Below are 25,652 nucleotides of genomic sequence, written 5' to 3'. Positions count from 1 at the left end.
CTAAGGTCTAACACGCTTCCGCGACAATTCGGGGGGCAAAATCCTGCGTAATTTACCGTTTTCAGGGTGCCCGGGCAACCTGAATGCAAAAATCTATACGGGGTTTCCGAGCGTCGCGGCCCGAAAAGACACGCATTTATACAGACGAAGCAATTCTCATTCAGGCATATCGAACGCGTATTTTCCGACCCTTGACCTTGCCACTTTCGAGCCTGGCCAATGCCTTACCTGCAAGCGACTTCTCAACTGCCACGAAACACTGATGGTCAAAAAGATCGATCTTGCCGACAGCCTTGCCGGGCAGGCCTGCTTCCCCGGTCAGGGCACCCAGGACATCGCCCGGACGAACCTTGTCTTTGCGACCACCGGCAATGCAAAGGGTCTTCATGGCGGGCACGACCGGTTTCAGCGGCGTCGCCAGAAGTTTCTCCGTGTCTCCCCATGTCACGCTGCGGCCTCTTTCGGACTCGATACGGGTAATCTTGTGGCCTTGGGACGGCGTGCAGAAGGTAACGGCATGACCCTGCTCCCCCGCCCGGCCGGTGCGCCCGATGCGATGGGTATGAACTTCAGGGTCCCGCGCAGGTTCGGCGTTGATAACCAGAGGCAGAGACTTTATGTCCAGGCCACGGGCAGCCACATCGGTGGCAACCAGGATAGAGCAGCTCTGATTACCAAAGCGCACCAGCACGCTGTCTCGATCCCTTTGCTCCAGATCTCCATGCAAAGGCAGCGCGGAGAAACCCCGCTCACCGAGCTCCGCCGCCATGTCGTCGCACTGCTGTTTTGTGGTGCAGAAAACGATACAGGACTCGGGCTGACGCTCGGAAAGCAGCGCCACGATGGCGTCCGATTTGGACTGTGGCGACACTTCGTAGAACAACTCTTCAATATCGGGGTTGTCGCCGGTGTCCTCGGCCCGAACGTCCACCGGGGTTTTCTGGTACTGCTTGCTCAATTCACGGATGGGCGCCGGCCAGGTCGCCGAAAACATCATGGTCTGGCGTGATGGCGGCGTCTGGGACAGGATGTCTTCCATCGCCTCCTGAAAACCCATATCCAGCATTCGGTCCGCCTCATCAAGCACCACGGTTTTAAGCCGCGCCAGCGAGAGGGTCTGCTTGCGCAGGTGGTCCTGAATCCTGCCCGGGGTACCCACAACAATATGGGCGCCATGGCTCAGGGACCCGATCTGGGGACCGATGGCAACACCACCACACAGAGTCAGCACCTTGATATTGTCCCGAGCCCGCGCCAGCTCCCGGATGGCCTTGGCCACCTGGTCTGCCAGCTCACGGGTCGGGCAAAGCACGAGCGCCTGAACCGCAAACAGCCGGGGATTGAGCCGTTCAACCAGGCTGATGCCAAACGCCGCCGTTTTGCCGCTACCGGTTTTGGCCATGGCAATGATGTCTTTTCCCGCCAGCCCCGGGGCAAGGGCCTTCGCCTGAATCTCTGTGGGTTCGGCAAACCCCAGCTGGTCGAGGTTCGCGCACATGGCAGTGGACAGGCCAAAGTCAGTAAAAGAAGACATAGAAGAAAATCCCGGAATCAGCGGAAGCTGGTTATGAAGGCAATAATGAGGGCGTATACTAGGCCGAAATGATACCAGAATCTGCAACGAAAGAACGGAGTTACTGATGGCATCCCTGCAGGATCAATTGCTGAAGGCCGGCCTTGCCGACGAGAAGAAGGCCAAAGCCATTCGCAGCGAAAAACGGAAGAAAAGAAAGCAGCAACCCAAGGGCGCTGTCGAGGTTAACGAGGCCGAGATCCGGGCGCGCGAGGCTCGGGAAGAAAAAGCCGAACGGGATCGGCAGCTCAACCTGGAGCGCCAGCGCGCTGCCGAGAAAAAAGCCATCCACGCCCAGATCCGTCAGTTGGTGGAGACCAATCGACTGGATCGCAGCCGGGGCGAAACCTCCTACCAGTTTGTTCATGACAAGAAGATCAAGAAGCTCTTCGTGGACGACACCATGGTCGATCAGCTATCTCGCGGCCGCCTCGCGATTGTTTTCGTGAACGACAATTACGAGATTGTGGCTGAAGGCGTTGCCCGGAAAATCATGGAGCGGGATGAGAGCGCCGTGGTAGTACTTCATGATCGCAAACAGGACGATGCGGGTGAGGATGATCCTTACGCAGGCTACGAGATTCCTGACGATCTTATGTGGTAGCCATCCGCGCTGGTTCTGATAGCAATCGGAACTGGCGCGCCGCCATTGCGTATCACGTTAAAAAACAGCCGGTAATCATCTGTTACTGTAAAGTTCTGGAATACCCTGCCGTAAACCGCCTTAATATAAGTCAAATGAAAGGCACCTTTATCCTTCCTTGCGTATCAGAATCCCTTCCCCCGGCTCGTGGCCGGAGAGAGGCGCTATCGAAGTTGGGCCGGCCAATCTCACATCGTTCAGGGACAAAGCAACAATGCGTTTTTCAGACCTCTTCAGCAACATGACTATCCGGACCCGGCTGGCCGGAGGGTTTGCCATCCTGCTGCTTCTGACCATCCTGGTTGGTCTGGTGGGCGACCGCGCCCTGGAAAGCTACGGCCAACGATCGAATATCGTTGCCATGCTCGGGCAGGTAAACACCAACCTGACCGAAGCCCGGGTTGAAGAGAAAAACTTCCTGCTGACCGGTGAAGCGCAGGCTGTTACCAGAACCCAGGCCCAGGGCGACCGGGTCCTCGAGCTGACCAATGATATCGGACCATTGCTTGCAGCCCCGGAAGACATCAAAACGCTGAGCCAGATTCAGGCTGATGTAAAAAACTACCAGCAGCTGATGGGGCAGGTTGAGACAAACATCGGTGAGCGCGAAGAAGCGCTTGAACGCCTTGAGACCAGCGCACGCATCTTCGGATCCTCGTTGAAGGCCCACAGCTCACTGTTCTTTGCCTCGGCGATTTTCGAGGATATGCGCCGGTCTGAACGCAAGTTCCTCATCGAACAGGACGATGCAAGCGTTAAGGCATATCTGGATGATGCAAAAAGGGTTCAGGGCCCACTCAAATCAGCAGCGATCACTGCCGAGGAAAAAGAACAGATCAATGCGGCGCTCGACACCTATGTCAGCGAATTCCGAGCGGTTGTGGATCTGACAAACGCGGGAGAGCAGCTGTCGGATGATATGGTCAGCACGGCGAGGAGTGCCATTGAATCGGCGAACAACCTCCGGGCACTTCAGGCGAAGAAGATGGAAGCCGACCGCCAGCAGGCATCCTGGCTGATTTTCGGCGCCACCGGCATCGCTCTGGTGCTCGGCATCCTGATGGCCTTCCTCATTACCCGCGCCATTGTCTCCCCCGTTAACCAGGCAGTGAACATCGCCTCCGAGGTAGCCTCTGGTAACCTGACCGTGGATATCAAGGCGAGCGGCACCAACGAGATCGGCCGGCTGATGGCTGCCCTGGCGACCATGGTGACCAGCCTCCGGGAATTGGTAAGAAGTATCGAGTCAGGGGCGTCCAATATTGCCGCCTCGGCAGAGGAACTCTCAACCGTTACCAGCCAGACCAGCGATGGCATCAATCGCCAGAAGCAGGAAACCGATCAGGTTGCCACGGCCATGAACGAAATGACCGCAACCGTTGGCGAGATCGCCCGCAGCGCCGAACAGGCCTTTTCGGTGGCCACCGATGCGGCCAGCCAGGCAAGCGATGGTGAGCGGGAAGTCCGCGCGACAGTGGATCAGGTCAACAACCTGGCACGGGAAGTCAGCCAGAGCATGGAAACCATCCAGGGATTGCAGAAAGAAACCGCCAACATCGGCACCGTTCTGGATGTGATCAAATCTGTCGCCGAACAGACCAACCTCCTGGCACTGAACGCCGCCATTGAAGCAGCACGGGCTGGCGAGCAGGGTCGCGGTTTTGCCGTGGTGGCCGACGAGGTGCGCTCGCTCGCACAGCGAACACAATCATCGGCCCGGGAAATCGAGACGCTGGTAACATCACTTCAGAACAGCGCCGGTGACTCGGTGTCCGCCATGGAGTCCAGCACCACCATGGCCTCGAACACCCTTGAACGTGCCACGGCAACCGGAACGACCATTGAGCGCATTGCCCGTGCTGTAGAGGAGATCAAACAGTACAACAGTCAGATTGCCACAGCCTCCGAACAACAGACCTCGGTGGCCGAGGAAATCAACCAGAACATTACCAGCATTCGGGATGTTACCGATCAGTCCGCCGCCTCATCGAACCAGACCGCCAGCTCCAGCAGCGAACTGGCCAGACTGGGCAGCGATTTGCAGAACCTGGTAGCGCGATTCCGGCTTTAGGCCTTCCAAAGCAAAAGAGGCAGGCAACTCTTCCTGGTTGCCTGCTCGCTCTTTTTCCTGGCGTCGGTCTAGCTCAGTGGAGCTGGTGCCGCTCGAATATCTCCAGGATTTCCCTTTCGGTCTCAGCAGGCACGCTGACCTTCACCACCATGGCCTCCTCGTCGATGAAAATGTTGTCGCGAGGGATACCGGTTGCAATAAGGTCATCCCAGGCGTTCTTCGCCTGATCGTGGTCTCTATAGCTACCGTTCACTGTTTTGTTCATGATTAGATCTCCTTCCTGAAAACGGATTTCCCTACACCCTTAAGGTTAGGTTCAAGGAAGGCATTTGGGCAAATAATGATCAATCCGAAATTGATCGGGGACAAATAAAAAACCCCGCACAAGGCGGGGCTCTTTATTTGATATGGCGCGGCTGGGAGGATTATTCGGGCCTTTGGCCCTCACCCCTCCGGGGTCGCCGTCGCTTTGCTCCGGCGTTCCTCAACCCACTGTGCGGGTTTCGGTCGAACCTCTTATCGGTTCAAATCCTCCCAGCTATACAAAGCAAAACGCCCCAGCCTGTGGCGTGCACAAACTGAGGCGCTTTGGTCTTTATATGGCGCGGCTGGGAGGATTCGAACCTCCGACCGCCTGGTTCGTAGCCAGGTACTCTATCCAGCTGAGCTACAGCCGCTTAAAACTTGTGGCAGGTTGATCGATGGCGCGGCTGGGAGGATTCGAACCTCCGACCGCCTGGTTCGTAGCCAGGTACTCTATCCAGCTGAGCTACAGCCGCACATTGATCAATTGCTGTGGTTGAATGCTACTTCAACCTGTCTCGCCTTCCCGAAAGGGAAATGGCGGAGAGGGAGGGATTCGAACCCTCGGTACGATTGCTCGTACGGTTCCTTAGCAGGGAACTGGTTTCAGCCACTCACCCACCTCTCCTTGAGAACGGGGCGTATACTACCATAATTTTTCTGTTTTCATAGGGTTGACACGAGATTTTTCGGGCCCGTTTCCCCACACCATCAAAAAAGCCGTTCAGGTTTCCCTTGAACGGCTTTCTGTCTCTCAGCTGTTGCCGGGCTCGGGCTCTTCAGAGCCTTTTTCCGACTGAATCCGCTGGTAGATTTCTTCACGGTGTACCGCAACTTCTTTCGGGGCATTCACGCCAATGCGCACCTGATTGCCTTTCACTCCCAGGACGGTGACGGTGATATCGTCGCCGACCATCAGAGTTTCGCCCACGCGGCGAGTCAAAATCAACATATCCCTTACTCCCTATCCAGAGCTACCTGTTCCGATAAATGGTTTTTTGATCTATTTATTGCTTTTATAGTGGGATCACTTACTGATCTGTAGACGCACATTCCCTTATACGGTGCACGTTTGTCATAGGCTCAGTATATGATGCCCTTTTTTCGGAGGCCCCGCAGACCGACCTTTTATCTGCGCTTTTCAGGCCTCTTCCGATACCGCGGGCTTGTCCAGTTCAAATGCACTGTGAAGCGCGCGAACCGCAAGCTCAAGGTATTTCTCGTCGATCACCACGGAAATCTTGATTTCTGATGTGGAGATCATCTGGATGTTTATACCCTCGTTGGACAGCGCCTCGAACATCTGGGTTGCCACACCTGCGTGGGAACGCATACCGACACCCACGATGCTGACCTTGGCAATCTTGCTGTCGCCGGCTACTTCACGAGCGCCCAGTTCGTCAGCAACACGCTGAAGCACCTCTTTCGCACGCTTGAAATCATTGCGATGGACGGTAAACGTGAAGGCAGTGCGGTTATCCTCACCCACGTTCTGCACGATCATATCCACTTCGATATTGGCGTCACTCACCGGCTTCAGAATGCGCAGCGCGCTGCCCGGGGTGTCCGGTACGCCGGCAATGGTCAGTTTGGCTTCATCACGGTTAAAAGCGATGCCGGAAACAACCGGTTGTTCCATGGCGTTTTCATCCTCAAGAGTAATCAGGGTGCCTTCGCCTTCCTGGAAGCTGGAAAGAACCCTTAATGGAACGTTGTATTTACCTGCAAATTCTACCGAGCGGATCTGGAGCACTTTCGAACCCAGGCTCGCCATTTCAAGCATTTCCTCGAACGTAATCCGTTCAAGCCTGCGCGCGGTGTCGACAACCCTTGGATCGGTTGTGTATACACCGTCAACGTCAGTGTAGATCTGGCATTCGTCTGCTCTGAGCGCTGCCGCCAGAGCCACCGCTGTGGTATCGGAGCCGCCGCGTCCGAGCGTGGTGATGTTTCCACTCTCGTCTATGCCCTGGAATCCGGCAACCACAACCACTCGACCAGCATCCAGATCTTCGCGCATGCGCTGCTCATCGATCTGTTTGATCCGCGCCTTGGTATGGCTGCTGTCGGTCAGTATGCGCACCTGCGAGCCGGTATAGGATCGTGCTTCACAGCCACGCTTCTGCAGGGCCATGGACAGCAGCGCAATAGTTACCTGCTCACCGGTGGATACCAGCACATCCATCTCACGCGGTGTCGGCTCCTCCATGATGTTGTTCGCCAGGCCGATCAACCGGTTGGTTTCACCGCTCATGGCGGAAACCACGACAACAACATCATGACCTTCCTTACGGAAACGGCACACCTTGTCGGCTACCGCTTCAATACGCTCGGTTGTTCCAACCGATGTGCCACCAAATTTCTGAACCAACAGAGCCATTGTTTTCCCAATATCCGAAACGGGGACTCACAGCGGAGTGATGCTCCGCCACTTAGAAGAAACGGGCAGGATTATAAACCCCAGCCCGCCTACAAAAACAGTTGCTTAAGCGATATTTTTCTCGACCCAGCCGGCAACACCCGCCAGGGCATCCTCCAGCTTGGACGGATCGTTACCACCGCCCTGAGCCATATCGGGTCGCCCTCCGCCCTTGCCGTCAACTTGAGCGGCCAGATGCTTCATCAAGTCCCCGGCCTTGATCCGGCCAGTGGCCGATTTTGTGACACCGGCAACCAGGGTCACCTTGCCGTCTTCCACACTGGCGAGCACCACAACACCCTCGCCTAGCTTGTTTTTCAACTGATCGGCCGTTTCCATCAGGGCCTTGCGGTCAGCGCCCTCCATTTCGGATGCCACTACCTTGAGCCCACCGACGTCGACAGCGGTGCTGGCCAGATCGGTGCCGGCAGAAGAGGCAAGTTTTGCCTTCAGGGCATCCACTTCCTTCTCGAGCTGACGGTTGCGGTCGATGGTCTGCTGGACCTTTTCAATCACGGACTCGCGGGAGCCTTTCACCAGGCGGGCTGCCTCGCGAAGGGTACGCTCGGTGCCGTCGATCCAGTCCAGCGCGCCCATGCCGGTAACGGCTTCGATACGACGCACGCCGGACGAGATACCACTCTCAGAGGTAATACGGAAAAGACCAATGTCACCGGTGCGGGCAACGTGTGTACCACCGCAGAGTTCAACGGAGTAGTTATCGGTACCCATGCTGAGTACGCGCACCACATCTCCGTACTTTTCCCCGAACAGCGCCATGGCACCCTTTTCCTGGGCCTTCTCCATGTCGGTAATTTCGGTCTGGACCGGGCTGTTCTCCAGAATCTGCTCGTTCACCTGGTGCTCGATCTCGCGAAGCTGCTCCGGGGTAACGGCCTCGAAATGGGAGAAATCGAAACGCAGTTTATCCGGATCCACCAGTGAACCCTTCTGGCTCACATGCTCACCCAATACCTTGCGCAGGGCGGCGTGCAGCAAGTGAGTGGCGGAGTGGTTACGTTTGGTGCGCTCGCGGCGGACGTGATCAATCCGGGCATCAACTTCCAGGCCCGGAAACAGCTCGCCTTCGATCAGAGTACCAAGATGCAGGTGGTTATCCCCTTCCTTGCGAGTATCCGTTACTTTGAATCGGCCACCGCTCCAGGTCAGCAGACCGGTATCGCCCACCTGGCCCCCAGACTCGCCATAAAACGGCGTGCGCTCAAGCACCACAACGGCCTCATCACCGGCTTCGGCGGTCTTTTCCTCGCCGTTGACGATGACTGCACGGATTTTCTCGTGACCGTCAATATGCTCGTAACCGGTGAACTCAGTCTTGCCCTCAAGCTGCAGGCCCGCGGCGTTGTAGTCGATTCCGAATTTGCTCGCTGCCCGGGCCCGCTCGCGCTGAGCTTCCATCGACTTCTCATAACCTTCGTAATCCAGCGTCAGGCCTCGCTCGCGGGCGATGTCGTTGGTCAGGTCGACCGGAAATCCATAGGTGTCGTAGAGGGTGAAGATTGTCTCTCCCGGAATCTCGGTACCCTTGAGCTCGGCAATGTCCTGCTCAAGCAGGCGCAGGCCCTTGTCCAGGGTCTTGGCAAACTGCTCCTCTTCCTGGAGCAACACCTTTTCAATCTGTTTGCGGCTGCTGACCAGTTGCGGGAATGCATCGCCCATCAGCTCGCACAGGGCGCCGGTAAGCTTGTAGAAGAAAGGCCCAGTGGCACCCAGCTTGTTACCGTGGCGCGCGGCACGACGAATGATGCGGCGCAGCACAAAACCGCGCCCCTCGTTGGAGGGCATGACACCGTCCGAGATCAGGAACGCGCAGGAGCGGATGTGGTCCGCGACCACGCGCAAAGACGCTTCCGTCGTTGCGGCACCGCCCAGAATCTGCGAGGCGGCTGCCAGCAAATCCTGGAACAGATCAATCTCATAGTTGCTATGCACACCCTGCAGAACCGCCGTGATTCGCTCCAGCCCCATGCCGGTATCAACAGACGGCTTGGGCAGCTTCAGCATCTCACCGTCGGCGGTGCGGTTGTACTGCATGAACACCACATTCCAGATTTCGATATAACGGTCGCCGTCCTCCTCCGGTGATCCGGGGGGACCACCAGCGACATCCGGGCCGTGATCATAGAAAATTTCGGTGCATGGGCCGCAAGGACCGGTGTCCCCCATCTGCCAGAAGTTGTCAGATGCGTAACGGCCACCTTTGTTATCGCCGATACGGACGATACGGTCTGCCGGCACGCCGATTTCCTTGTTCCAGATATCGAAGGCTTCGTCGTCTTCCGCGTAAACAGTCACCCAGAGTTTTTCCTGGGGCAGGTTCAGCCAGTTTTCGCCGGTCAGGAATGTCCACGCGTAGTTGATCGCTTCCCGCTTGAAGTAATCACCGAAACTGAAGTTGCCCAGCATCTCGAAAAAGGTGTGGTGACGGGCGGTGTAGCCGACGTTTTCGAGGTCGTTATGCTTGCCGCCAGCACGGACACATTTCTGGGAGGAGGTTGCCCGTGTGTAGTCGCGCTCTTCACGACCCAGGAACAGGTCCTTGAACTGGTTCATTCCCGCATTCGTAAACAACAATGTGGGGTCGTCCGCAGGTACCAGCGAACTACTTGAAACAATGGTGTGACCTTGCTGCTTGAAATAATCGAGGAATGCCTGTCGCAACTCTGCGGTTTTCATAGCCCTTTGATACCTTTCCAGAAACCCGGCGGAAATGCCGCCCGGTCCGCGATTGAATACGAATACTTACATGCTTGTGCAAATCCGCTACTCTAGCACACGCCGAGAACAGGAAAAACGTGAAACATCACAGGAGATTCCATGCCCCGACGCTTCCATGACGCCGAGGAACTATTCCCACCAGCCACCGCCCTAAAACGTGCCCTTGCCATTATTTACGACGGTTTGATCAGCATTGCCGTGCTGCTTGTCGCTACCTGGGGATACACCATGGTGGCCGGCTGGACCACCGGCTGGGACAGGTACGAGCAGATGGCCGAAGCAGGCCAGCTTTCCGGGGACCCGGGGCTGACATTCACGCTATTCCTGATCCTCTACCTGTTCTTCGCCTATTTCTGGACGCGCATTGGCCAGACCCTGGGAATGCAGGTTTGGCGGATTCGCATTGAAAACATTGATGGCACTTCGGTGAGCTGGAGCAAGGCGCTCAGGCGTTACGTGACGGCGGCTGCTGTGATCTTCCTGACACTTCTGGGCAGCTACTACCTCGGAGCTGCGACGCTGTTTCTGGGCATTCCGGCTATTGTTGCGCTGTTCTATCCGATCAATGGTCTGTCAATTACCGACCGCCTCTCTGGCAGCGTGGTCGTATCGGTACCTAAAGAAGCGTCTAAAAAGTAAGGGCCAACCGGCGGGAGTCCGAGGCTGGTCAACCAGCCCGTCGCATGAGGATGGCGCCAGCAATGGCGCTAACCGCAATGGGTACCAGCACCGCGAGCATCGGATTGAACCCGTATACGAGGCTCATTGGCCCAAGAAAATCCTGCATATATTTGAAGAGAAGCCCCACCAACAGCCCGGTGAAAACCCGGAAACCCATGGTGACCGAGCGCAATGGCCCAAAGATGAAGGATATTGCTACCAGCACCATGACCGCCGTTCCCAGAGGCATCAGCGCCTTCTTCCAGAACGCCAGCCAATAGCTGGAGGCATTCAGGCTTTGCTCGCCAAGATAGGTGGCATATGTGTAAAGCCCGGTCATCGAAAGATTTTCCGGCTTTACAATCAACACGCTGAGAACGCCGGGCGAGAGGCCGGTTTCCCAGCGCAGGGTCCGGTCGTCAACCCGGACGGTTCGATCATTCTCGAAACGAGTGGTGCGAACATTCTCCAGCAACCAGTTGTCGCCCTGATAAATCGCTCGCTCCGCAAAACTTGCGGCCAGCAACTGCCGATCATCATCAAACTGGAAACGCGACACGCCATGCAGGACGCCATTCGGTTGAACGGCATTCAGATGGATGTATGAATCCCCTTCCTTGTGCCAGACCCCTGAGGCCGACGCCACGTTGCTACCGGCGCCCAATGCCACGGCCTTGTAACTCTGAGCCACCCGCTCAGCAGGCGGGGCCAGATACTCGCCAATCAATACACCCAGAACCACGATAACCAGCGCCGGCTTCATCGCAGACCAGACGATACGCTTGAGCGATACGCCCGCAGCGCGCACAACCGTCAACTCCGAGGAACTGGCCATAGAACCCAGGCCCACCAGGCAACCCATGAAGGCGCCCAGCGGCAAGTAGTCGTAGATTCGTCTTGGCAGGGTCAGAAAGACATACCAGAGTGCGTCCAGGATCTGGTAGTTGTTGCGGATGTCATCCAGTTCGGCGATGAACGCAAAAATGAGGTCAAGGGACAACACCACCATCATCACGAGGAACATCGCACCGCCGACCGTGCGCATTACATACCCGTCAATCTTACGCACGAGCACCCCCATCCCGAATCAGGCGCCGCCGGTGTAACCAGGCTGGGCCGAACTGAAGCCATAACCCAAAGCCGAGGAACAGCGCATGGACCCACAGCATGCCCAGCCATTCCGGGACCTTACCGGCCGCCAGCCAGTCCCGGGCTACGATGAGCAGGCCAAGATAAGTAATGTAGACAAGCATTGCCGGCAACAGATGAAAGAACCGGCCCTGGCGTGGATTCACGCGGCTCAGGCTCACTGCCAGCAACGTTACGATTGGCACAATGAGTGGCAGCGAAAACCGCCAGTGCAGCAACGCACGATCTTCCAGGCGGTCTGACTGGATCAGGCTCCAGGTGCTGGCGCCCTCTTCCCTCTGCTTGGTGCCAGCCTCACCGCCCTCAATTTTCAAACCATAGGCTTCGAAATCGATCACATTGTAATTCAGTTGGCCCGCAGCGCCCTCAAAGCGACCGCCGTTTTCCAGTATGAGAAAACGGCTGCCGGTCTCCGGATCTATCAACTGGGAGCCGGAGTCTGCGGTTATGATCGTCAGACCACGCCCGTCCGGCGCATACTCCGCAATAAAAACCCCCTGCAACTGGCGTTTGTCTTCACTCAAAGCCTCGGTATAGGTCACCCGCCCACCAGAGGAAAAATCCTGGAAGCGCCCGGGCGCAAGCATTTCAAACTCGGTTGCCTTCCGTTGTTCATTCAGGATTTCCTGAACCTGGTTCATTCCCCAGGGCGACACGTAAAGACTCATGGCACCGACAATGACCATCACTGGCAGACTGCCCAGAAGGGTTTTTCCCAATAGCGCCTTGTCACTCACCCCACAGGCGGACAGGACAGTCATTTCGCTTTCGAGGTACATGCGCCCATAGGCGAGCAGGATGCCGATGAACAGTCCGAGGGGCAGTATCAGTTCAAGAAAACCCGGAAACCGGAAGGCCATGATCTCCAGCAGTACACCGGCCGAAATGCTGCCCTGGGCCGCACTGTCGAGATACTTCAGGAAACGGCCGCTCATGAACACCAGCAGCAGGATGCCCGAAACGGCAACCATGCTGATCATGATCTGGCGTATGAGGTAACGGAAAATAATGCTCAAATCGGTCTCTCTGGCCGTATCCGCTGAAACGTGGAGGTCGCTGGGAACTGCGCGTATTCTATGTAACCTTGGTGCCGAATGACAGAGTAGCGGTATTACACCGGTATGAAGGCACAGACAGGCGCGGAAGCCACGCCAATCGCTTGATAATTCCCCGGCAAGCCCCAATGCTAGAATAGATCACAATCAAGAACGATTCCCGCCGCCGGCGGGAGCCTCGTGAACAATCAACAGGAGTTGCCATGAATTTCAGCCTGAGCAGTAAAGCCATCGCCAGCACCAAAGCAGACTGTCTCGTAGTTGGCTTGCCTGAGAAAGGTACTTGGCCCGATTCGACAAATCAGGCCGATGAGGCGCTGGGCGGGCTGATCAAGACACTCCATAAGGCCGGCGACCTGTCCGGCAAGAATGCCACGACGCTGACCATTCCCCTGACCGATCAGCCCTGGACCCGCCTGCTCGTGATTGGCACCGGTAAGGATGCCGATCGCAGCCCCGCCAACTACCGTAAGGCGCTGATCGCGATGATGACCTCGCTCAAGGATGGCCCATCCAAAACTGTTGCCATCGCCCTGGCGGACACAGAGGTCACCGGCGAAGAGGCCGTAAGTTCCGAAGCCGCACGGCTGAGCCTGATCGGCCGCACCCTTGAAGACCAGCTTTACACCTTCAACGACTTCAAGAGCGAAAAGCCTGCTGACCGCAAGCTCAACAAAGTCGCTGTGGTCGCCTCAAGCGCGGGCAAAGCGCTCAAGGATGCCTTCAACCTCGGCCTGGCCACCGGCCGCGGCATGAATCTCACCCGGGATCTGGGCAACACCCCGCCCAACATCTGTCACCCGGAATGGTTGGCTCAGCAAGCCAAGAAGCTGGCCAAGGATTACGACTGCATCAAGACCGAAGTGCTTGACGAAAAGCAGATGGAAAAGATGGGCATGAACACCATTCTGGCCGTGGGCAAAGGCAGCACCCAACCCCCGCGCCTGATCGTGATGGAATACCGTGGCGGCAAGGCCAAGGACAAGCCCCATGTACTTGTCGGTAAAGGCATCACCTTCGACACCGGCGGCATCAGCCTGAAGCCTGGCGAGGGAATGGATGAGATGAAGTACGACATGGGCGGCTCCGCCAGTGTCTTCGGCGCTATGAAAGTCCTGGCCGAAACCCAACCCAAGATCAACGTTGTTGCGGTCATTGCCGCGGCAGAAAATATGCCGGATGGCGGCGCTTCCCGCCCTGGCGATATCGTGACCACCCTCTCAGGCATGACTGTTGAAATCCTCAACACGGACGCCGAAGGCCGTCTGGTACTGTGCGACGCCCTCACCTACGTGAAGAAATTTGACCCGGCCGCCGTCATTGATCTGGCGACGCTGACCGGTGCCTGCATCATTGCCCTTGGCAACCACGCCACCGGCCTGCTGGCCAATAACGATGACCTGGCCAACGAACTGCTGGCTGCCGGCGAACGTGCCGGTGACCGTGCCTGGCGCCTGCCGCTCTGGGACGAATACCAGAGCCAGCTGGACAGCAACTTCGCCGATATGGCCAACATTGGCGGCCGCCCGGCCGGCACCATTACCGCGGCCTGCTTTCTGTCCCGGTTCGCCAAGGACTACCGCTGGGCCCACCTCGACATCGCCGGCACAGCCTGGCACTCCGGCAAAGCCAAAGGCTCCTCTGGCCGGCCGGTCCCCATGCTGGTCGACTACCTGATGTCCCATGCCGGGAAATAACCCGGTGCCTTCTCCGGAACCCGGCAGCGCTGCTGCCGGATCTTCCGGGCAGGAGGATCGGAACCAGCGTTACTGGTTCCATATCCTCGCCCAGAACACCTCCGCCGCCCGCAATCTCCACGCTGCCAAACTCGTGGACAAAGCCTGGCAGCAGGGAGACCGCGTGTGCATCGTTTGCGATACCATGCAACAGGCAGAAGAACTGGACGACCTGCTCTGGAACTTCAGCCCCGACGCGTTCATCCCTCACAGCATCGTTCCCGACTCGGCGACCAGCTGTTCCGATCCCGTCGGCATCCTGCTCTGCCCGCCCACTCCGGAGAATTGGGATACCGTGATCATTCTTTCGGCAACCTTGCCGGCGGATGCGAACCGTTTTAAGCGGCTGGCGCTGGTGGCCCATAACGACCCGAATGTTCTCAATCAGGCTCGGTCGCATTTCAAGCAATTGCGGACGTTGGGGATTGAGCCTCGGGTGCATGACCTCAGGAAACGGGGGTAGTTTTTGTCGGGCTACGCTTTGCTAACCCGACCTACGGTTCTGACTTGCAAGCGAATTGCACATAACTCGAAAAGTGGGTTTGGGAGAGGCTTTCCAAAACTGTTGAGGGCCAGGGACGGCCCGAAACAAGCGCACATGGATGTGCTCGTAGCGTGTTTTGGAAAGCCTCTCCCAAACCCACCTGCGCCAACGCCTCAGTCCTGAATCAAGAACCCACCACCAAGGTTCGCCGCAAACAGGGCGACCATGTATAATCGTGCGTCTCAATTTTCCCTTGTGAATCAACCAACGGTCACTGCAGAACCCCATGGAAAAAACCTACCAGCCAGAAAACATCGAGCGCCAGTGGTACGAAAACTGGGAATCCAAAGGGTACTTCCGCCCCAGCGGTGAAGGCGATTCCTACAGCATTGCCATCCCGCCGCCCAACGTTACCGGCAGCCTGCACATGGGCCACGCCTTCCAGCACACCATCATGGACACCCTCACCCGCTTCAAGCGCATGCAGGGCCGTAACGCACTGTGGACCGTCGGCACCGACCACGCCGGCATCGCCACTCAGATGGTGGTTGAACGCAAACTGGCCGCTGAAGAAGACAAAACCCGCCATGACCTGGGCCGGGAAGAGTTCATCAAGCGCATCTGGGACTGGAAAGAGCATTCGGGCGGTACCATTACCCGTCAGATCCGGCGCCTCGGCAACTCCGTCGACTGGGACAACGAACGCTTCACCATGGACGACGGGTTCTACAAGGCCGTGCAGGAAGTGTTTGTCCGCCTGTACGACGAAGGCCTGGTATACCGCGGCAAGCGGCTGGTGAACTGGGACCCGAAACTGCACACCGCCATTTCCGATCTGGAAGTGGAAAACAAAGAAGAAAAAGGCTTTTTCTGGCACCTGCGTTACCCGCTGGCTGACGGTGCGCAAACCCTGGATGGCAAGGATTATCTGGTAGTTGCCACTACCCGGCCTGAAACCATGCTCGGCGACACGGCCGTGGCCGTGCATCCCGAAGACGAGCGCTATCAGCACCTGATTGGCAAGCACGTGATGCTGCCGCTGGTGAACCGGCGGATCCCCATCGTGGCCGATCATCATGCCGATCCGGAAAAAGGCTCCGGCTGCGTGAAGATCACCCCGGCCCATGACTTCAACGACTATGCCGTGGGCAAGCGTAACGACCTGCCGATGATCAATGTCATGACTCAGGATGCCAACATCCGGGACGTGGCCGAAGTATTCAATGCCGACGGCACCGAAAACACCGAACTCGACGGCACCATGCCGGGCGCCTACTCCGGGTTGACCCGCGAAGCGGCCCGCAAACAGATCGTCGCCGACATGGAAACCGAGGGACTGGTCGAGAATATCGAGGATCACGTCCTCAGCGTCCCCCGTGGTGACCGCTCCGGCCTGATTATCGAGCCGATGCTCACCGACCAGTGGTTTGCCGATGCCAAGACCCTGGCCAAGCCAGCTATCGAAGCGGTCGAAGACGGTCGCATTCAGTTCGTGCCGAAACAGTACGAAAACATGTACTTTGCCTGGATGCGCGACATCCAGGACTGGTGTATCTCGCGCCAGCTCTGGTGGGGCCACCGCATTCCGGCCTGGTACGACGCCGACGGCAACATCTACGTTGGCCGCAGCGAAGACGAAGTTCGCCAGAAGCACAGCCTGGACGCCAACGTCGCCCTGGAACAGGACGAGGACGTTCTCGATACCTGGTTCAGCTCTGCCCTGTGGACCTTCGGCACCCTGGGCTGGCCGGAGATCACCGAACGGCTGAAAAACTTCCATCCAACCGATGTGCTGGTGACCGGTTTCGACATCATCTTCTTCTGGGTTGCCCGGATGATTATGATGACCATGCACTTCATGAAGAACGAAGACGGCACACCCCAAGTGCCCTTCCATACTGTGTATGTCACCGGCCTTATCCGGGACGAGCACGGCGACAAGATGTCCAAGTCCAAGGGTAACGTGATCGACCCGCTGGACATGATCGACGGCATCAGCCTGGATGACCTGCTGGAGAAACGAACCGGCAACCTGATGCAGCCCAAGCTGGCCGAGAAAATCGGCAAGCGCACCAAAAAGGAATTCCCGGAGGGCATCACCGCCCACGGCACCGATGCCCTGCGCTTCACCCTTGCCGCCATGGCAACGACCGGCCGCGACATCAACTGGGATATGAAGCGCCTGGAAGGCTACCGCAACTTCTGTAACAAGCTCTGGAACGCCGCCCGCTATGTGTTAATGAACACCGAAGGCGAAGACTGTGGTGTGAATGACGAGCCCGTGGAACTGTCTCTGGCAGACCGCTGGATCATCAGCGAGCTGCAGAGCTGCGAGCAGGACGTGATCCGCCACCTGGACCAGTACCGCTTCGATCTGGCGGCCTACGCGCTCTATGAGTTCATCTGGAACGAATACTGCGACTGGTATCTGGAGCTGTCCAAGCCGGTACTCAGTGATGAAGACGCCAGTGCCGAAGCCAAACGTGGCACCCGTCGCACCCTGGTGCGCGTACTGGAATCCGTTCTGCGCCTGGCGCACCCGATGATGCCGTTTATCACCGAGGAAATCTGGCAGCGGATCGCGCCCCTGGCCGGCAAGACTGGCGACAGCATCATGCTGCAGGCCTACCCGCAACCGGATGCCACCAAGCAGGATTCAGCGGTTACCGCTGATATTGAATGGCTCAAGGGCGTGATCGTTGCCGTGCGGAACATCCGGGGCGAAATGAACATATCGCCGGCAAAGAAGATTCCGGTATTGCTGCGCGGCAAAGACGCAGAGGATCCGCGTCGCATGAATGACAATCGCCAGTTCCTGAGTTCCCTGGCCAAGCTGGAGAGCCTGGACTGGTTTGAGGGTGACAAAGCCCCCATGTCTGCCACCCAACTGGTGGGAGACATGGAAGTACTGGTTCCCATGGCCGGCCTGATTGACAAGGATGCCGAACTCAAGCGTCTGGACAAGGAGCTGGAACGCCTACAGAAAGAGATCGGTCGCCTGGAGGGTAAACTGGGTAACGAGAAGTTCACGGCCAAGGCTCCGGCCGAGGTGGTCGAGAAGGAACAGGAAAAACTCCGGGACGCCCAAAGCAGCCAGGCCCGCCTGAGCCAGCAAAGGGCAGATATCGAGGCCATGTAACCGGCATGATCGGTATTCTCGGTGCAGGCTCTCTGGGCAGGCTCTGGGGCGCAATGCTACCCAACGGTTGCGTTGCCTTCGTGGCCAGACCGGGCGAGCCCACCGACTCAAGCGTCGATTACCGTTTCCGGCCCTTTGAGGGGCCGGAATCCCCCATACAGATTCCCTTCCTCAGGACAGGCGACACGCCGGATCTGATGCTGGTGACAACCAAGGCCGGTGATACCCTGAGCGCCGTGGCAGGCGTGATCGACCATTTACCCGTTGACACCCCCATCCTGCTTTTCCAGAACGGACTGGGCAGCCAGCAAGCCGTCGCCGAGCGGTGGCCGGCGCGCCCAATCCTGGCCGCAAGTACCACCGAGGGCGCCAATCGACCGGAACCAGGGCTTCTCGTCCATGCCGGTACCGGCGATACCTGGGTGGGTCCGCTGACGGAGCCTGCCAGGGTCTCCGTCGACAGCGCGGTCGCCATGCTGGAAAACTCCGGCCTGGCCATTCATCCGGAGCCGGCCATCCTCCAGCGACTCTGGCAAAAACTGATAATCAATGCGGGCATCAATCCCTACACCGCCATCCTGAACTGCCCCAATGGCGAAATTCTGTCTGCAGGGCTATATCAGAACACCATCGACGAGCTTTGCCAGGAACTGTCGGAGCTGATGAGCGCCGCCGTCCAGATCAGGGAAACACCGGATTCCCTGCGCCAACGCATTGAACAGGTCGCCCAAAACACCGCCGGCAACACATCGTCCATGCGTGCCGATGTTCTCCGGAAACGCCAAACCGAGATAGACTTTATCAACGGATATCTGGCAAAACTCGGAAAAGAACTCGGTATCGACACGCCGGTGAACCAAATGCTGACCGAACGGGTACAACAACTGTCGTCACATTAACAGGAGCAGACTGATGGGCAACCGCCTTTCCAAGATTTACACCCGCACCGGAGATGATGGCTCCACGGGTCTGGCCGATGGCAACCGTATTGCCAAGAATGCCCAGCGAGTTGAAGCCATGGGCACCGCCGATGAACTCAATTGCCATATCGGGTTGCTAATCGAAACCCTGGACAGCGACGACGAACTGGTGGAGAGCCTGCGCCGTATTCAGCACCACCTGTTTGACCTTGGGGGCGAATTTGCCATCCCCGGCAGCCGTGTCATCGGTGACGAACACATCGAATGGCTGGAAGGCACCCTGGACCGGCACAACGAAGGTCTGCCACCGCTTAAGAATTTTGTCCTGCCCGGCGGCAGCCCAGGTGCCGCCCAATGTCACCTTGCCCGGGCAGTATGCCGTCGTGCTGAGCGGGTTGTCGTCGCCCTCGGCCACGAAGACTCCATCAACACCGCTTCCCGGCACTATCTGAACCGTCTCTCCGATCTGTTATTTGTCATCGCCCGCGTACTGGCACGGCGCGAGGGTGGCGAAGAAATTCTCTGGGAACAAAAAAAATCCGGCCTCTGAGGGCCGGATTTTTCATTGCGTTTGATCGCGCGTGAAGGTCGCGCCGATCAGACCTTGAAGGCCTCCACCAGACGCTGAAGCGACGCTGTCAGTTGCGACATTTCTCTGGACGAACCCAGCGTTTGTTCGGCATTGGCGGCGGTTTTCTGGCCAAGCTCGCCGATCTGTTCAACGTTAGAGTTCACGTTTTTCGCGACGGCAGACTGTTCTTCGGCGGCCTGGGCGATCTGGTGGCTCATATCCACGATCACCGAGATGCCCTTGGCGATTCTGTCCAGAGCCTCAGTCACCTCTCCAGACTTCTGCACCGTTGCCTCAGTCACGTCCCTGCTGTTGGTCATGGCCGACACCGCGTCTTTGACGCCGCTCTGGAGCCGGGAAATCATGCCTTCGATTTCTTCCGTCGATTTGTGCGTGCGCTGTGACAGCGAGCGAACCTCATCGGCAACCACCGCGAATCCACGCCCCTGCTCCCCGGCTCGGGCCGCCTCGATCGCGGCGTTCAGCGCCAACAGGTTGGTCTGCTCGGCGATGGCCTTGATTTCGACCAGCACCTGACTGATGTTGTCACTGTCCTTGCTGACCCGGTTGATCACTTCCACCGCACCGGAGATTTCGCCCGCCAGCTTGTTGATGGTTTCAACCGTTCCGGCCACCACGCCCCGGCCGGTTTCAGTATCCTGCTCGGCATTGCTCGCGCTGTCCGCAACCCGGTGCGCGCTTTCTGTAACTTCGTGAACCGCCTCAACCATCTGATTCATGGCTTCATTGATCTGGCCGCTTTCTTCCATCTGACGCGCCACGGCTTCGCTGTTGGCCGCTGCGGTGTCATTGACCCGGGTTGCCTGCTGGTCGACGTCCGACGTGGTCCGGCTGACGGAGCGAATCAGCTCGGCAATCCGGTCGGTCATGTTATTGAATTCCGTCGTCAACTCGCCCAGCTCATCGCGGTTACGCAAACTGATGTGCGTGGTCATGTCTCCGGCGGCAACGTTCCGCGCGGCCTCGCTGAAGCGGTTGATGGCGGTGCGCACGGACATGAAGAAGCCTATATAGAGATAGACAACCACAAGCAGCACGGCAACCAGGGCAACCACGATCAGGCGACGCTGGTTGATTTCACTCTCGAGCCGTGCGCGCAGGTTCGACTCGACCACGCTGAACGCAGCCGTCTTGACCTCATCGTAATGGGCCAACTGCGCGGACATCAGATCGTCGTATTCGGTCCAGGGCATTTCCAGACGCATGGGCGTTATCACGTTCAGGTCCAGCTGGTCCCGGACCACCATCAAACTCTCATCAACCCGTTGAATGGCATTGCCTGCCTGCTCGGCCAAGGACGGCGATGCTTCAGAAGCAAGTGCCAAAGCCGGTGAAAGCAAGGAGGTGCGATTGGTCAACTGGTCATAGATTTCGTTCAGGGTTTCGCTCAGGGCGTAGCCTACCTGCCCCTCAACCAGTGCGAAGATTCCGTAGGATTTTGCCCGACCAATCACGGTGCGTGCAGCTGGAAGCGAGTCGTGGACCAGGCCCAGAATCAACTGGTTTTCCCTGGAGGCCCCCTGCCCCAAACCCGAGATTTCAATGGTGGCCGAAAGCAGCGCCTGTGCCTTTTGGACGAACTCCTGATAATACTTGAACTGCGGATCGAAGCTGCCCAGATAGTTGTCATCCGCCCGCAGTGCCTCCCACTCCTTGCGAAGGCTCTCGACCTGATCAACCCAGGAGCCCGTCGTATCGAACGAGCGCTCTTCTGCGGTCAGAGCCGCCAGCAGGCTATCAATCTCACTGGCCGCTTCCTCGGAAACTGCGGTAATGGCACTCTCATCCTTGATGATCGCCGGTGAGCGATAGTCTCGGTAATCCATCGCAGCATCCACCAGCCGGTCCACTTGCTGGAGTTGCTCCAGACCCTCGACGCCCCGGGTCATGGTCTGAACCGAGCGATTCAGCTCCGAAATGGCAAGCCATGACAGTCCACCGATCGGCAAAAGGAACAGAATGCTGATGAGACTGAACTTGTAGACCATCGGCAGCCGGTTCATCAGGGCAATGGCAGGATTAATGAGTTGCTTCACAGGGACCCTCGTGCTGGCAAATAACAACTGAACGTTAATTCTTTTCTTATATTGTCGCCTAAAGTCTTAAAAACTTAAGCTTTATTTGTTGTTAAACTGTAATGTTTTATAAAATCTGGGCTAGACGACCCCGGAAATAACCAGCAGGGCGAGTATACATATCCATACCAGCATGCTTCTGTTCAGCAGATCCCTTACCGCTCGCAGACTCCTCCCCCCAAACGCTGTCCACTCATCCGGGTGAATCCGGGAAAACCTCGCTGGATCTAGTGCATACCCGGTTAACGACCCGTTGGCCGAAATCATGAGCACGTCTCCCGCTTTTTTGGTGACCCCGGTCAGAGTCTGGCGGGTTTCACGCAGCCAGCCGGCCAGATCTCCGGCAATTCCGAACGTTAATGACAAAAGCCTGGCGGGAATCCAGCCGGCAAGGTCGGCCATTTTTGCAAACCTGGGCCTGGCCGGCGCCTGCGGCCATTGCTCGGCGAGCGCAACCAGCCCACGCGCCAGAACCGCAAGACCGATACCGCCAACCACGTACCAGAAAGCCACCAGAAAGAAACGCTGGAACACCGAAACCATCAGTGCCTTGGACAGGGAGAGATGCATGGCCTCGGGAGACAGGGCGGCTCCCCGTTCTTCGGCCGGAAGAAGATCTTTCACGTGATGCCAGGCTGACTGCATGTCTCCCCGATGCCACGCCTCCGCATAGGCCCGTAGTACCTGTCGCCAACCCGGCGTGCCCATAAGGACGACCAGAACCAGGAACTCCAGAGGGTAGGCCGCCATTCTCCAGCCAGAAGACACCAGCAAATATTCCGCAAGCCCCAGCAACAGAGCCGGCAATAGAACCAGAGCCAGCCCGGTTGCAATCCCCGATTCATGGCCGGCCCTGACCCGGCTGCCATTGCGGAACCATCGGCGCCAGACCTCGTCACCGGACAGCATATCCAGGGAATCCAGACGCCTGCGAACCATGTAGGCCAGAAGAAACACAACAAATACCATTCAGACTGCCCTCCCCGATCCACGGGCTATTTCCAAGGCTGACCGGAAATACTGCCAGTCAAAGGCCGGCCCCGGATCGCTTTTCCTGCCGGGCGCAATATCGCAGTGCCCGGTAATCCGGCCAGCCGTGATATCCGGCCAGGCCGTCATAATCAGGTCTGCCACTTCCGCCAGCATGCGGTATTGTTCGGTGGTGTAAGGGGTGTCATCGGTTCCTTCCAGTTCAATCCCGATGGAAAAATCATTGCACTCCTCCTGCCCTTCAAAACACGATCGGCCCGCATGCCAGGCCCGATCAAGCAGGCTCACAAACTGGACCAGAGCGCCATTACGGCGGATCAGCAGGTGTGCAGACACCTGAACGCCCTCGATGGTCTGGAAGTAGGGGTGCGCAGAATGGTCGAGTTGATTACAGAAGAAGTCTTCTATTTCGGGCCCACCAAACCGGCCCGGAGGCAGGCTGATATTGTGGACGACCAGAAGAGAGATGCCTGCTCCGTCCGGACGAGGCCCGAAATTCGGCGAAGGGGTCCAGCGGGCGAAGGGAATCCGCCCGGTATCACGAAGCGAATTTCCATCGGTACCGGAAGCGGTAAGGCGCTCGGAAAAAACGTCTGAATCGGGCAAAGTAATTCCAAAAGTTTCAGAGGATTACAGCCTCTGATTGAATCACAAAGTTGCCACGGTTGCCACGAATCAGTCCTTGCGGCTGTTGCGCAGGTTATCGATGATCGACTCCAGTGCACGATCAAAGATCAGGCCGTCATCCAGCATGCTGATTTTACCGGCTTCCATGTCGGCGGCCAGCTCCTGACGCAGGTACTCGGCGACCTTCGCACCACTTCGATTCACAAAGATGTATTTACCGGTGGCCTTGATAAAGGCGGCGAGCTTGCAGCGCACCCTGGTTTCGTCACGGGCAAGTTCAATCCAGGAACCGACACGCAGGCTTTCTGCCTTTTGCAGCCACTCCGGCGACACGGACGCCGCCTCTGTGTCGGCGATCCCCTGCGCGGAAGTCTCGCTGACCACAACAGCAGGCTCTTCAGGCTCGGCCGGCGCAGGCGTTGCTCTAACAGCGTCTTCGGCCGCCGGCACAGCCACAGGCGGCTCTATGGGCTGTTTAGCAGCAGGTTCTGCATCGGGCAGGTCTTCTGGCTCCGGAGGTGATTCCGGTCGGGACGGCGCCGTCACCAACCGCTGGAACACGTCCACATGGGCGAGCTCAAGGTCGCGAATGGCCGCGTCGGTGGCAAACGGATCCCAGGAAATCTCCTGCAGCGCCTTGCGAAGGTCGTCTACAATGGCGGGTATTGCCCTCAGCAGATTTGCTCTGGTGGTATCAGTGACCGGGCGCGGATCCACACTCCAGACCAGCTGCTCGGTCAGGTTCCGGGCGTGCTGCCACCGATCGCTGTCCTCGCCCTCCCGAAGGACAACCCATTGCAGGTATCGGGTCCAGGCTTCGCTCAGGAGGCCGGCAACCGGCTCAGGTACGTTGCGCTGCTCTGTCAGCTCCTGAACCAGACCTTCCGCCGCCTGGGACGCCCGCTCTTGACGAGCACGCCCTTCTTCAGCATCCCGAAGACGTTGCTCGACGAGCTCACGACGTCGGCGATCAAGATCCATGAAGTGACTGAAATCTTTCAGCAATTCCTCGAACAGAGAGACGTTGGTAGTGAACTCGCTCAGAACCCGATCTACCACCGATTCGATTTTGTCCCGAAGCGGATCCCTTTGACCGGCTTTCTTCTCGGTCCAGCCAATAGCCGAGAGTGCCAGTTCGTTGAGCAGCTTTCGGACCGGATGACCGCCCCGATTGAAAAAGTTCTTGTCACTAAGCGCCACTTTCAGCACCGGAATCTGCAAGCGCCCGATCAATGCTTTCATCACCGGATGCAGCTGGCGATCTTCCAGAATAAAGTCAAACAGCATGGAAACCAGATTGATCACGTCACTGTCGACCTGCCCAACGCTCAGACTATTCCCATCGCCGGAACGCAAGATGGGTTGAAGCTGCTCGTTCAGTGGTACAACGGCACCGTCACCCCATTGCCGGCTGATGGATTGCGCTTCAGTCAAACGGGCCATGAGCCGATCGGTATCAATGTAACTCTCGCCCGCAGGGGCTCCGCCACTGGTAGAGGCAGATTCGCCACGGTGCAGCAGCGCGCTGAGCTCAGAAAAAGTCGCCTGTGATTGAGGCATACCCTGGCTCTCGCTGCCGAATCCGGCTTGCCCGCTGGCACTGGTCGGCGCCGAACTTTCCCCTGGCCCACGCTGACCAGAGCGGGAGGGCACCTTGCCGGTGGGCGGTCGTTTCATATCAGGCATCACGCCTTCACTGATCAAGGTGCGATTGGCTTCTTTATAAAAATCACCGAGGGTATCCGCCAGCAGACGATCAAAAAGCTTCAGAACCACCAGCTTGGCCCGGATATCAATGTCGAGGTCTGCACAGGCTTCGGCAACGCCGCCACAGATGATCTCTGGACTCAGCGGCATTTGCGCGTCTTTCAACTCGATGCCAGGCACCAGATGCCCAACCCTGACAGTAAGCAGACGGATCTGTTCGGTATAACGGTTTCGGAGTTTATTTATGAGGTTGTCGACAGCCACCTGCTGCTCAAGCTGGGAATGGTCAACGAGGCTGAGAGAGTCCTCGTCAACTTCGTCCAGGGACCTGGCGCCCTGTTGTGGCTGGAACCTGCCGATTTCATTGAAAGCCTGGCTGACGTACTGGAGGATCGAGACGACCATGGCCTTCCGACGAAGCCTGAGCTCCCGCATGGCGTCAAAGTAGGCGGTCTGATCGAGGTTGGAGCCGGCTCTGTCCGCGAGTTCAAAGAGGGCATCATCGGCACGGTCGAAAAAACTGGCAAGAACGGACTTGAGGGACTGACCCGATGCGTCACGTAGGCGCACGAGGGACGCAGGGAGAGAAAACCGGGCGGGCGGTTTCTGGCCTGAAAAGTTGACAACCTTGTTATCGTGCACCATCTCGCTGCTCCGCCTTGTATTACACCATTGCCTGTCTATTTCTCCACTTCACATGATACGAGCTGCCCACGTCAGGTTGTGTCAGAATTTGTCACCTTTTGTGTAGACCTGACCTGCATCACAGT

At 57.7% G+C, this 25,652-nt stretch carries 19 protein-coding genes and 3 tRNA genes; 8 read left to right on the top strand and 14 right to left on the bottom strand.

The genetic code is table 11. The features are described 5' to 3' along the window. Positions 1–160 precede the first annotated feature (160 nt). A complete protein-coding gene (gene dbpA, locus ACWJ62_RS13920) occupies positions 161–1,534 on the bottom strand; it encodes an ATP-dependent RNA helicase DbpA (protein ID WP_449286728.1) in 1,374 nt (457 codons plus the stop codon). 106 nt (positions 1,535–1,640) lie between these two features. Here dbpA and ACWJ62_RS13915 point away from each other — a divergent pair, with 106 nt between their 5' ends. After that, complete coding sequence (locus tag ACWJ62_RS13915) at positions 1,641–2,177, top strand: DUF2058 domain-containing protein (RefSeq protein ID WP_349519153.1); 537 nt, start codon at positions 1,641–1,643, stop codon at positions 2,175–2,177. A 253-nt stretch (positions 2,178–2,430) separates the two neighbouring features. Beyond that, the gene (locus ACWJ62_RS13910; RefSeq protein ID WP_449286727.1) at positions 2,431–4,287 is read left to right on the top strand and encodes a methyl-accepting chemotaxis protein; all 1,857 of its coding nucleotides are present in this window, start codon (positions 2,431–2,433) and stop codon (positions 4,285–4,287) included. Positions 4,288–4,360: 73 nt separating this feature from the next. On the opposite strand, the gene ACWJ62_RS13905 is transcribed toward ACWJ62_RS13910, so the two are convergent. The 7 genes from ACWJ62_RS13905 to alaS all read right to left on the bottom strand — a co-directional run bounded on the left by ACWJ62_RS13905 (position 4,361) and on the right by alaS (position 9,706). Then, complete coding sequence (locus ACWJ62_RS13905) at positions 4,361–4,552, bottom strand: hypothetical protein (RefSeq protein ID WP_449286726.1); 192 nt, start codon at positions 4,550–4,552, stop codon at positions 4,361–4,363. A 335-nt stretch (positions 4,553–4,887) separates the two neighbouring features. Then, positions 4,888–4,964, bottom strand: a tRNA-Arg gene (locus tag ACWJ62_RS13900). A gap of 25 nt (positions 4,965–4,989) precedes the next feature. After that, positions 4,990–5,066 (bottom strand) — tRNA-Arg (locus ACWJ62_RS13895). A gap of 62 nt (positions 5,067–5,128) precedes the next feature. Next, a tRNA-Ser gene (locus ACWJ62_RS13890) sits at positions 5,129–5,218 on the bottom strand. Positions 5,219–5,344: 126 nt separating this feature from the next. Further along, the gene (gene csrA / locus ACWJ62_RS13885; protein ID WP_008172808.1) at positions 5,345–5,542 is read right to left on the bottom strand and encodes a carbon storage regulator CsrA; all 198 of its coding nucleotides are present in this window, start codon (positions 5,540–5,542) and stop codon (positions 5,345–5,347) included. 189 nt (positions 5,543–5,731) lie between these two features. Beyond that, the gene (locus tag ACWJ62_RS13880) at positions 5,732–6,970 is read right to left on the bottom strand and encodes an aspartate kinase (protein WP_449286725.1); all 1,239 of its coding nucleotides are present in this window, start codon (positions 6,968–6,970) and stop codon (positions 5,732–5,734) included. Positions 6,971–7,075: 105 nt separating this feature from the next. Further along, complete coding sequence (alaS, locus tag ACWJ62_RS13875) at positions 7,076–9,706, bottom strand: alanine--tRNA ligase (RefSeq protein ID WP_449286724.1); 2,631 nt, start codon at positions 9,704–9,706, stop codon at positions 7,076–7,078. A gap of 141 nt (positions 9,707–9,847) precedes the next feature. On the opposite strand from alaS, the gene ACWJ62_RS13870 reads away from it, so the two are divergent. After that, the gene (locus tag ACWJ62_RS13870) at positions 9,848–10,387 is read left to right on the top strand and encodes an RDD family protein (protein ID WP_449286723.1); all 540 of its coding nucleotides are present in this window, start codon (positions 9,848–9,850) and stop codon (positions 10,385–10,387) included. Positions 10,388–10,415: 28 nt separating this feature from the next. On the opposite strand, the gene lptG is transcribed toward ACWJ62_RS13870, so the two are convergent. Both lptG and lptF read right to left on the bottom strand, forming a co-directional pair. Next, the gene (gene lptG / locus ACWJ62_RS13865) at positions 10,416–11,477 is read right to left on the bottom strand and encodes an LPS export ABC transporter permease LptG (protein ID WP_449286722.1); all 1,062 of its coding nucleotides are present in this window, start codon (positions 11,475–11,477) and stop codon (positions 10,416–10,418) included. Continuing rightward, complete coding sequence (lptF, locus tag ACWJ62_RS13860; RefSeq protein WP_449286721.1) at positions 11,470–12,573, bottom strand: LPS export ABC transporter permease LptF; 1,104 nt, start codon at positions 12,571–12,573, stop codon at positions 11,470–11,472. Before lptF ends, lptG begins: the two co-directional genes overlap by 8 nt. 242 nt (positions 12,574–12,815) lie before the next feature. Between lptF and ACWJ62_RS13855 the strand changes: the two genes are divergently transcribed. The 5 genes from ACWJ62_RS13855 (at position 12,816) to ACWJ62_RS13835 (ending at position 19,441) form a co-directional block, all read left to right on the top strand. After that, positions 12,816–14,309: a leucyl aminopeptidase gene (locus tag ACWJ62_RS13855; RefSeq protein WP_449286720.1), complete on the top strand. Its 1,494-nt coding sequence runs from the start codon at positions 12,816–12,818 to the stop codon at positions 14,307–14,309. Further along, on the top strand, positions 14,296–14,811 hold the full coding sequence (locus ACWJ62_RS13850; RefSeq protein WP_449286719.1) for a DNA polymerase III subunit chi: 516 nt from the start codon (positions 14,296–14,298) through the stop codon (positions 14,809–14,811). Before ACWJ62_RS13855 ends, ACWJ62_RS13850 begins: the two co-directional genes overlap by 14 nt. 307 nt (positions 14,812–15,118) lie before the next feature. Continuing rightward, positions 15,119–17,971: a valine--tRNA ligase gene (locus tag ACWJ62_RS13845; protein ID WP_449286718.1), complete on the top strand. Its 2,853-nt coding sequence runs from the start codon at positions 15,119–15,121 to the stop codon at positions 17,969–17,971. Between the two features lie 5 nt (positions 17,972–17,976). Beyond that, positions 17,977–18,870: a ketopantoate reductase family protein gene (locus ACWJ62_RS13840; RefSeq protein WP_449286717.1), complete on the top strand. Its 894-nt coding sequence runs from the start codon at positions 17,977–17,979 to the stop codon at positions 18,868–18,870. Positions 18,871–18,883: 13 nt separating this feature from the next. After that, positions 18,884–19,441 carry a cob(I)yrinic acid a,c-diamide adenosyltransferase gene (locus ACWJ62_RS13835; protein ID WP_014576743.1) on the top strand — a complete coding sequence of 186 codons (558 nt, stop codon included), beginning with the start codon at positions 18,884–18,886 and terminating at the stop codon, positions 19,439–19,441. A gap of 47 nt (positions 19,442–19,488) precedes the next feature. Here ACWJ62_RS13835 and ACWJ62_RS13830 read toward each other — a convergent pair whose 3' ends face one another. The 4 genes from ACWJ62_RS13830 to ACWJ62_RS13815 form a co-directional block, all read right to left on the bottom strand. Further along, a complete protein-coding gene (locus ACWJ62_RS13830) occupies positions 19,489–21,519 on the bottom strand; it encodes a methyl-accepting chemotaxis protein (RefSeq protein ID WP_449286716.1) in 2,031 nt (676 codons plus the stop codon). 120 nt (positions 21,520–21,639) lie between these two features. Further along, positions 21,640–22,527 carry a histidine kinase gene (locus ACWJ62_RS13825; protein WP_449286715.1) on the bottom strand — a complete coding sequence of 296 codons (888 nt, stop codon included), beginning with the start codon at positions 22,525–22,527 and terminating at the stop codon, positions 21,640–21,642. Further along, entirely contained in the window at positions 22,528–23,154 is a 627-nt protein-coding gene (gene ampD / locus ACWJ62_RS13820) for a 1,6-anhydro-N-acetylmuramyl-L-alanine amidase AmpD (RefSeq protein ID WP_449286714.1), read from the bottom strand. Positions 23,155–23,223: 69 nt separating this feature from the next. Next, a complete protein-coding gene (locus tag ACWJ62_RS13815; protein WP_449286713.1) occupies positions 23,224–25,527 on the bottom strand; it encodes a DUF1631 domain-containing protein in 2,304 nt (767 codons plus the stop codon). Between the last annotated feature and the right edge of the window lie 125 nt (positions 25,528–25,652).

Source organism: Marinobacter sp. PE14 (genome assembly GCF_053566155.1).
This window is presented reverse-complemented; position numbering and strand designations above follow the sequence as displayed.